The sequence below is a fragment of the Micromonospora sp. URMC 107 genome, assembly GCF_051386315.1.
Classification (GTDB): Bacteria; Actinomycetota; Actinomycetes; order Mycobacteriales; family Micromonosporaceae; genus Micromonospora.
The window spans coordinates 22,026-31,002 of record NZ_JBPQTK010000070.1; the positions used below are offsets into that span (position 1 = coordinate 22,026).

General features: G+C 74.2%; 7 protein-coding genes. 1 reads left to right on the forward strand and 6 read right to left on the reverse strand.

The window, feature by feature from the left end; translation table 11 throughout:
* Position 1: 1 nt before the first annotated feature.
* Together ACSNN9_RS17275 and map are read right to left on the reverse strand one after the other, a co-directional pair.
* Positions 2-718 (reverse strand): VIT1/CCC1 transporter family protein, encoded by a 717-nt coding sequence (locus tag ACSNN9_RS17275; RefSeq protein ID WP_436674322.1) that lies wholly within the window; start codon positions 716-718, stop codon positions 2-4.
* Positions 715-1,572, reverse strand: a complete 858-nt coding sequence (map, locus tag ACSNN9_RS17280; protein WP_436674323.1) for a type I methionyl aminopeptidase — start codon at positions 1,570-1,572, stop codon at positions 715-717. Before map ends, ACSNN9_RS17275 begins: the two co-directional genes overlap by 4 nt.
* 95 nt (positions 1,573-1,667) lie before the next feature.
* Between map and ACSNN9_RS17285 the strand changes: the two genes are divergently transcribed.
* Positions 1,668-1,985 (forward strand): STAS domain-containing protein, encoded by a 318-nt coding sequence (locus ACSNN9_RS17285; RefSeq protein ID WP_436674325.1) that lies wholly within the window; start codon positions 1,668-1,670, stop codon positions 1,983-1,985.
* Between the two features lie 57 nt (positions 1,986-2,042).
* Here the strand turns inward: ACSNN9_RS17285 and ACSNN9_RS17290 are convergent, their stop codons facing one another.
* The 4 genes from ACSNN9_RS17290 to ACSNN9_RS17305 form a co-directional block, all read right to left on the reverse strand.
* Complete coding sequence (locus ACSNN9_RS17290; RefSeq protein ID WP_436674326.1) at positions 2,043-5,708, reverse strand: SpoIIE family protein phosphatase; 3,666 nt, start codon at positions 5,706-5,708, stop codon at positions 2,043-2,045.
* Between the two features lie 349 nt (positions 5,709-6,057).
* The gene (locus tag ACSNN9_RS17295; RefSeq protein WP_436674328.1) at positions 6,058-6,822 is read right to left on the reverse strand and encodes a gamma-glutamyl-gamma-aminobutyrate hydrolase family protein; all 765 of its coding nucleotides are present in this window, start codon (positions 6,820-6,822) and stop codon (positions 6,058-6,060) included.
* The gene (locus ACSNN9_RS17300; RefSeq protein ID WP_334607230.1) at positions 6,819-7,586 is read right to left on the reverse strand and encodes a 3-oxoacyl-ACP reductase; all 768 of its coding nucleotides are present in this window, start codon (positions 7,584-7,586) and stop codon (positions 6,819-6,821) included. Before ACSNN9_RS17300 ends, ACSNN9_RS17295 begins: the two co-directional genes overlap by 4 nt.
* Before the next feature lie 4 nt (positions 7,587-7,590).
* Positions 7,591-8,946, reverse strand: a complete 1,356-nt coding sequence (locus tag ACSNN9_RS17305; protein WP_436674330.1) for an aldehyde dehydrogenase family protein — start codon at positions 8,944-8,946, stop codon at positions 7,591-7,593.
* Positions 8,947-8,977: the final 31 nt, after the last annotated feature.

The following is an 8,977-nucleotide window of genomic DNA, read 5'->3' on the forward strand; positions in this document are numbered from 1 at the left end:
GTCAGCCGAGGCCGCCCTGGACGCCGATGAGGGCGCCGATGAGGTACGTGGCACCGGCCGCCGCCGCGCCGAGCAGGAGCTGACGCAGACCACCGGACCACCAGGGCCGGGCGGTGAACCGGGCGACCACCGCCCCGGCCACGAAGAGCCCGAGCCCGCCGACGGCGAGCGCCAGCCACAGGCTCGTCGCGCCGAACAGGTAGGTCAGCAGCGGCACCAGCGCCCCGATCGAGAAGAACACGAACGACGAGATCGCGGCCGCCCAGGGGCTGGGCTGCTCGTCCGGGTCGACGCCGAGTTCCTCCCGCACGTGCACCCGCAGCGCCTCCTGCGGGTTGCGCCGGACGGCCTGGGCGACCTCCATGGCGAGGTCGTGCGGGAGCCCCCGGGCGACCCACGCCTGGGCCAGCTCGCGTGCCTCGGCCTCGGGGTGCCGCTCCAGCTCGCGGCGCTCCTTGGCGACCTCGGCGGCGACCTGCTCGTTGGCCGAGCGGACGCTGGTGTACTCCCCCAGCCCCATCGAGATGGCGCCGGCCACCAGGCCGGCCACGCCGGTGAGCACGACGTTGCGGGGCGACACCCCGCCGCCCGCCACGCCGGCGATCAGGGCGATGTTGGTGACCAGCCCGTCCATCGCCCCGAAGACGGCGGGGCGCAGCCAGCCGCCCGAGACGTCCGCGTGGTGCGCCTCACGCAGTGCCGCCGGGGTGTCCGTCACGGCAGCGTGAGGATCTCGTGACCGTCCTCCGTCACCACGATGGTGTGCTCGAACTGGGCCGTCCACCTGCGGTCCTTCGTCACCACGGTCCAGCCGTCGTCCCACATGTCGTACTGGTGGGTGCCGAGGGTGATCATCGGCTCGATGGTGAAGGTCATCCCCGGCTCCATCACGTCCGTGGGGCGGGGGCTGTCGTAGTGCGGCACGTACAGCCCACTGTGGAAGGCCTCGCCGATGCCGTGGCCGGTGAAGTCGCGCACGACGCCGTAGCCGAAGCGCTTCGCGTACGACTCGATGACCCGGCCGATCACGTTGATCTGGCGGCCCGGGGCGACCGCGCGGATGCCGCGCATCATCGCCTCGTGGGTCCGCTCGACCAGCAGCCGGGCCTCCTCGCTGACCTCGCCCACGCAGAAGGTGGCGTCCGTGTCGCCGTGCACGCCGTCGAGGTACGCGGTGACGTCGACGTTGATGATGTCGCCGTCCACGAGCACGGTGGAGTCGGGGATGCCGTGGCAGATCACCTCGTTGAGGCTGGTGCAGCAGGACTTGGGGAAGCCCTTGTAGCCCAGCGTCGACGGGTAGGCGCCGTGGTCGCAGAGGAACTCGTGCACGACCCGGTCGATCTCGTCGGTGGTCACGCCGGGCTTGCAGTGCTCGCCGGCGAGCCGGGTGGCCTGCGCGGCGAGCCGACCGGCGACCCGCATCTTCTCGATGGTCTCCGGGGTCTGCACGTGCGAACCGCGCCACTCCTGCGGACGCTTCTTGCCCACGTACTCCGGGCGGACGATGTGGGCGGGCACGGGCCGCAACGGGGTGAGCGTGCCTGGGGTCAGCGGCGCACGGACGGTCATGAGTCGAGTTTATCGCCGCGCGCGGTGGTGACCGCCGCCACCGGCCGCCCGGAGCGGTTGTTGCCGCGGCAGGCCCCCTGTGCCATTGTGGCTCCGTGGATCAAGGGGGTGGCGCGTCTCCCGTCTTCTCCGCCCAGGCGGAGATCGACGGCGGCCATCTCCACGTCCTGGTGACCGGCGAGGTCGACATGGCCACCGCCGACGTCATGTACCAGACCGCGCTGCGGGAGCCGGCCGAGCGGGTGACGCTCGACCTCCGGGCGGTCACCTTCTTCGACTCGGCGGCGATCCACGCCGTGGTCCGGCTGGCCCAGCACCTCCCCGACGCGCTCACCGTGCTGCCGTCGCGGCAGGTCCACCGGGTGCTGGACATCTCCGGCCTGGGCGACCAGGCCTGGCTGCGCCCGGCCTGAGCCCTCCCGCCGCCGGCCCACCGCCTTCGCACGCCGGAAGCACCGCCGACCGCGCGGTCAGTCCGCCAGCCGCCGGCGCAGCGTCACCTCGGTCCCCTCGGCGGTACGGGTCACCGACAGCTCCCCCAGCGCCTCGATCAGGGACAGTCCGCGGCCCCGGAAGCCCGATCCGGTCGACTCCCGCCACCGCCCGCTGTCGCGCACCGTGGCGACCACCGTGCGGTCGGAGATGGTCACCTCGACGCTGATCGTCGGCTCGGCCGGCTCGACCGGGTGCTCGATGGCGTTGGCGGCCGCCTCGGAGACCGCGACGGTCAGGTCGAACAGGTCCGTCTCGGTGACCCGGTGCGCGACGAGGAAGTCCTCCAGCCGCTTGCGCAGCAGGCTGAGCCGGGTGGGATCGGCCGGCAGCCGCAGCGCGAACCGGTTGAGTTCCGCCGCCTCCAGGGCGAGCACCGCGACGTCGTCGCGCAGGGGCCGGCCGGCGACGCGCTCCACCACGGCGTCGATCAAATCGGTCACGTGCTCGCCTGGGGTGGCCGCGTCGTGCCGCAGCGTCGCCAGCGCGGCGTCGATGCCACGCTGCCGGTCCTCGATCAGCCCGTCGGTGTAGAGCAGCAGCCGGTTGCCGGGGGCCAGCGCCCCCTCGACCGTCCGGTAGGTCGTGTCGGGGATCGCCCCGACCGGCGGCCCGAGCGCCCGGTCGTGCAGGAACGCCACGTCGTCTCCTCGGATCAGAAGGGGGGACGGGTGACCGGCGCTGGCGTACCGCAGCCGGCCGGTGCGGGGACTGAACCACAGGCAGAACACGGTCGCGAAGGAGCGGCCCTCGGCGGTGCCGACGAGCCGGTTGAGCCGGGTCAGCGACTCACCGGGGTCGAAGCCCTCCAGGACGTACGCCCGCAGCCCGTTGCGGAGCTGGCCCATCGCCGCGGCCGCCCGCACGCCCTTGCCGACCACGTCGCCGATCGCCAGCACGAGCTCGTCGTCGCCGAGCGCGATGACGTCGTACCAGTCCCCACCGACCTCCACGTCCGCGCTGCCCGGCAGGTAGCGGCTGGCCACCACGGCGCCCGGCAACTGCGGCAGCGACCGGGGCAGCAGGCTGTGCTGGAGCGTGGTGGCGATGCGGTGCTCGGCCTCGTAGAGCTGGGCGTTCTCCAGCCGCACCCCGACCAGCCGGGCGAGCTGGGTGAGCGCGGCCTCGTCGGTGTAGGTCCCGTCGCCGTCCGGGCGCCATACCCGCAGTTCCCCGAGCCGTTCGCCGGTGGTGCCGGTCAGCGGCAGCACGAAGGACGGCTCGATCGAGGCCAGCCCGCCGCCGTCGGCCTCGAAGCGCATCCCGGTGGCCGAGACCACCACCCGGGCGGCCTCGGCGAGGGTCAGGGCGTGCCGCGCGGCGACCTGGAGCACGTCGGCCGTGGAGCGGGCGGTGTTGACCGCGACCGCCGCGTCGGCCAGGGCCCGCAGCCCACGGATGATCTGGCCGCGCAGCTGGCCCAGCTCGACGTTGGCCCGCACCCGGGCGGTCAGCTCCTGGCCGGAGAAGGGCTTGGTCAGGTAGTCGTCGGCGCCGACCGCGAGCCCGGCGACCTCCTCGGCGGAGCCGGCCCGGGCGGAGAGCAGCACGACCGGCAGGTGCCGGGTACGCGGATCCGCACGCAACGCGGCGACCAGCCCGAACCCGTCCAGCCGGGGCATCATCACGTCGGTCAGTACCAGGTCGAACGAGCCGTCGACGGCGTGCCGCAGCGCCTCCACGCCGTCGGTGACCGCGACCACCTCCCAGGACGGGGAGAGCAGCCGGGTGACGTGCTCGCGGAGGTCGGCGTTGTCGTCGGCGACCAGGATCCGGCCGGCCGCGCCGGTCCCCCGGCTCGACCCGCCGCCGGCCGACCCGGTGGCGCCGGTCCAGAGCGCCGTCTCCGTGACGTAGAGGTCGGCCTGCGCCAGCTCGACCTGCGCCGGGGTGCCGGTGTCGACGACCCGCTCGGCCGGCAGGTGCCCGGCGCCGAACGGAACGGTCACCGTGAACGTGCTGCCCTCGTCGACCCGGCTGCGCACGGCCACCTCGCCGCCGTGCATCTCGACCAGCTCGCGGACCAGCGCCAGGCCGATCCCGGTGCCCTCGTGGCTGCGCGACCGCACGCCGGGCACCCGGTGGAAGCGCTCGAAGATCTGCGGCAGCTCCTCCGGCACGATGCCGACGCCGGTGTCGGTGACCTCCAGCCGGGCGGCCCCGTCGACCGCGCGGATCCGCACCCGGATCTCGCCGTCGAACGTGAACTTCACCGCGTTCGAGACCAGGTTGAGGACGACCTTCTCCCACATGTCCCGGTCCACGAAGACCGGCGCCGGCAGCGGCGGGCAGTCCACGACCAGGCGCAGCCCGGTCCGCTCGGTGGCCGACCGGAACGTGCTGGCCAGGCGGGCGGTGTAGTCGGCGAGGTCGGTGGGCTGGTAGCGGGCGGCGAGCCGCCCGGACTCCAGCCGGGAGAAGTCGAGCACCGTGTTGACCAGCTTGAGCAGCCGCAGCGCGTTGCGGTGCATGGTGGTCAGCCGGTCGGTGTACGCCTCGGGCAGCGCCGGGTCGGCCAGCAGGTCCTCCAGCGGGCCGAGCACCAGGGTCAGCGGGGTGCGGAACTCGTGGCTGACGTTGGCGAAGAAGTTGGTCTTGGCCCGGTCCAGGGCGGCCAGCTCGGCGGCGCGGGCGCGTTCCTGCTCGTACGCCTGCTGCCGCCCGACGGCCCGGGAGATCTGCGCGGCGACCAGGTCGAAGAAGTCCCGGTACTCGTCGGTGAGCGGCAGCCGGCGGGCGACGCCGACCGTCAGCGTGCCGACGGTCTCGTTCCCGGCGGTGACCGGCAGCACCAGCGCCTGACCGGTCGCGTCGGCCGGGGCCTCGGCGAGCAGGTCCGCCACGGCGAGGGTGGCGGCGGCGCCGGCGGCGGTGACCTCGGCGAGCCGCGGCGGTGGGGGCGTGACGACGGCCCGGGGGTCGACGCCGCTGCACCCGGCCAACGCCACGTCGCCGGCGTCGTCGGGCAGGTGCACCAGCGCGAACGGCACGTCCGACCGGTGCCGGTCGAGCACCGCCGCGGCGACCCGACCGAGCTCGGGCCTGCTGTCCACCTCGGCCAGCTCGGCGCCCAGCTCGGCCAGCAGCCGCAGCCGACGCTCCCCGATCACCCGACCGGTGGTCTCGTTGACGATGCAGAAGACACCGTCGACGGTGCCGTCGGCGCCCAGGATCGGATCGTAGGAGACGTCGAAGTACGTCTCCTCCAGGAACCCGCGGCGGTCGAGCGGGAAGGGGTGGTCCTGCGCGCGGTACGACCGGCTGTCGCGCCGGACACCCGCCAGCAGCGGCCCGAGCACGCTCCAGGTCTCCGCCCAGTGCTCGCGGGCCGGCCGGCCCAGCACGTCGGGGTGCTTGTCACCGATGGTGGGGCGGTAGGCGTCGTTGTAGAAGGCGAGCTCGTCCTCGCCCCAGAACATCACGATCTGCGCGCTGGAGGCGAGCATCATGCCGATCGCCGCGCAGAGCGTCGTCGGCCAGCGGTCGGGGGTGCCGAGCGGGTGGGCGGACCAGTCGAGTCGCCGCAGCAGCTCGCCCATCTCACCGCCGCTGGCGAAGGCGGCGGCCAGCAGCGGGGGGAACTCGGCGTCCCGGCCTGCCTCGGACGGGCAACCCCCGTCCACGCCCCCCTGGGCCGAGCTCATAGTTCCTCCCGCTCCGGCCATCACCGCCTCGGCCCGGTGATCCAACCGGCCGTGCCCGCTTGGTACCCCGACGGACGAGCAACGTAACGCATGGAGCCCGGCGTGCGCTGTTTACGTTCGCCTCACCCGGCTGCCATCTTCCGACAGCGGCGTCGCGGGATCGGGTCCACACAGGACGGCTGGTCAGCCGGATCCGCACCAGCGCGGCATTTCAGTCCCGTGCACGGGACGATACCGCGCCGCCCAGGCATTGCCCGGCGGGCGACTGTGATGTGCGACACTTCCGACCGTTCCCCGGCAGTGGGGGAAGAGGTGTCACCGACGTGCCGGTCCGGCCCGGCCGGGTGGCTCAGCCTTCCCCGGCGGCCCGGTTCTCCCGGGTGGCCCCGCCTTTCCCGGCGGCCCGGTTGTCCCCATTGGCCCGGTTCTCCCCGGCGGCCCGGACCAGTGCGGCGATCGGTCGGGGGTCGGGCTCGTTCTCCGGGTGCCACTGCACGCCGAGCAGGAAGGGCCGGCGCGGATCCTCGACCGCCTCGACCACCCCGTCGTCGGACCAGCCGGTCACCGTCAGCCGGCCCGGGTCGGCCACCGCCTGGTGGTGGTAGGAGTTGACCCGGCCCACGCCGGCCATCACCGCGGCGGCCAGGCTGCCCGGGGCGAACCGCACGCCGTGCCCGCCGTAGACGCCCGGGGCGGGGCGGTGCAGGTCGTGCCCCACCAGGTCCGGCAGGTGCTGGTGCAGCGACCCGCCCGCGGCGACGGCGAGCAGCTGCATCCCCCGGCAGACGCCGAGCACCGGCAGGTCGGTGTCGAGCGCGGCGGTGAGCAGGGTCAGCTCGCCCGCGTCGCGCCCCGGCCGGCTCTCGGTGCGGGGCGCCGGCGGCTGGCCGTACCGGGCCGGGTCGACGTCCGCGCCGCCGGCCAGGAGAAGCCCGTCGAGCAGCCGCAGCACGTCCGCGTCGCGGTCGTCCGGGGGCAGCACCACCGCCCGGCCCCCGGCCGCGGTGACCGCCCGGACGTACGCCTCGGGCACCAGCACCGCCGGCAGGTCCCGCCACACCCCCCAGGCGACCGGCTCGACGTACGCGGAGATCCCGATCAGTGGCCGGCTCACAGCGGGGTGACGTACGCGCCGGTGATGCCGCCGTCCACGACGAACTGCGCGGCGGTCATGAAGGACGAGTCGTCGCTGGCCAGGAACGCCACCGCGGCGGCGATCTCCTCCGGCTTCCCGAACCGCCCCATCGGCACGTGCACCAGCCGGCGGGCGGCCCGCTCCGGGTCGGCGGCGAAGAGCTCCAGCAGCAGCGGGGTGGCGACCGGGCCGGGGCAGAGCGCGTTGACGCGGATGCCCTCGCGGGCGAACTGCACGCCCAGCTCCCTGGTCATCGCCAGCACCCCGCCCTTGCTCGCCGTGTACGCGATCTGCGAGGTGGCCGCCCCCATCAGCGCCACGAACGACGCGGTGTTGATGATCGAGCCCCGGCCCTGCCGGCGCATGTGCGGGATGACGTGCTTGCAGCAGAGGTAGACGCTCGTGGTGTTGACCCGCAGCACGCGCTCCCAGGCGTCCAGCCCGGTGGTCAGGATGGAGTCGTCCTCCGGCGGGGAGATGCCGGCGTTGTTGAACGCCACGTCGATCCGCCCGTGCCGCTCGGCCACCCCGTCGAAGAGGTCCCGCACGGCCGCCTCGTCGGCGACGTCCGTGGCGACGAACTCGCCGCCGACCTCCTCGGCGGCCCGCCCGCCCGCCTCCGGGTCGACGTCCACACAGACCACCCGGGCCCCCTCGGCGGCGAACCGCCGCACGGTGGCCAGCCCGATCCCGCTGCCCGCTCCGGTGACCACGGCCACCCGGTCCTCAAGACGACCCCGCACCTGCTCACTCCTCCGTTGCGATGAACACGTTCTTGACGTCGGTGAAGGCGTGCAGCGCGTCCGGGCCCAGCTCGCGGCCCAGCCCGGAACGCTTCATCCCGCCGAACGGCGTCCAGTACCGCACCGAGGAGTGCGAGTTGACGCTGAGGTTGCCCGCCTCCACGGCCCGCGCCACCCGCACCGCCCGGCCCACGTCCCGGGTCCAGATCGAACCGGACAGGCCGTACTCGGTGTCGTTGGCGAGGCGGATCGCGTCGGCCTCGTCGTCGAACGGGAGCACCGAGACGACCGGGCCGAAGATCTCCTCGCGCCAGTGCCGGTCCGCGACCGAGTCGGCGAGCAGCACCGTCGGGGCGTACCAGAAGCCCGGGCCGTCGGGGCGGGAGCCGGTGAAGGCGACCGTCGCCCCGTCGACGTACCCGGCCACCCGGTCGCGCTGCGCGGCGGAGATCAGCGGGCCCATCTCGGCGCTCTCCCGGGCCGGGTCCTCCACGCGCAGCGCGCGCACCGCCGGTTCGAGCAGCTCCAGGAACCGGTCGTACACCGGCCGCTGGACCAGGATCCGCGACCGGGCGCAGCAGTCCTGACCGGCGTTGTCGAAGACGGCGTACGGTGCGGTGGCCGCCGCCCGCTCCAGGTCGGCGTCGGCGAAGACGAGGTTGGCGCTCTTGCCGCCCAGCTCCAGGGTCAGCCGCTTCACCTGCGCGGCGCAGCCGGCCATGATCCGGGTGCCCACCTCGGTGGAGCCGGTGAAGCAGACCTTGCGGACGGCGGGGTGGGTGACGAACCGCTCCCCCACCACGGACCCTCGGCCCGGCAGCACGGTGAACACGTCGTCGGGCACGCCCGCCTCGCGCGCCAGCTCCGTCAGGCGCAGCGCGGTCAGCGGGGTCAGTTCGGCGGGCTTGAGCACCACGGCGTTGCCGGCCGCGAGCGCCGGCGCGAAGCCCCAGGCGGCGATCGGCATCGGGAAGTTCCACGGCACGATCACCCCGACCACGCCGAGCGGCTCGTGGAACGTCACGTCCAGCCCGCCCGGCACGGGGATCTGCCGCCCGGTCAACCGCTCCGGCGCGCCCGCGTAGTAGTCGAGCACGTCCCGGACGTTGCCCGCCTCCCACCGCGCGTTGCCGATGGTGTGCCCGCAGTTGCGCACCTCCAGCCGCGCCAGCTCCTCCAGGTGCGCGTCGACCACCGCCGCGAACCGCCGCAGCACCCGCGCCCGCTCCCCCGGCGCCACCTCCCGCCAGTGCCGGAAGGCCGCGTCCGCCCGCGCGATCGCCGCATCGACCTCCTCGACCGACGTGTCGGCCACGAACCCCACGACCTCCCCGGTCGCCGGATCCACCACCTCACTCACGCGCCCACCCCCTCCCTCCATCGCGTACCCC

Excerpts from the sequence above, each read along its gene's own strand:
- ACSNN9_RS17290 (WP_436674326.1), bottom strand. The coding sequence starts at position 5,708 with ATGAGCTCGGCCCAGGGGGGCGTGGACGGGGGTTGCCCGTCCGAGGCA.
- map (WP_436674323.1), bottom strand. The coding sequence starts at position 1,572 with ATGACCGTCCGTGCGCCGCTGACCCCAGGCACGCTCACCCCGTTGCGG.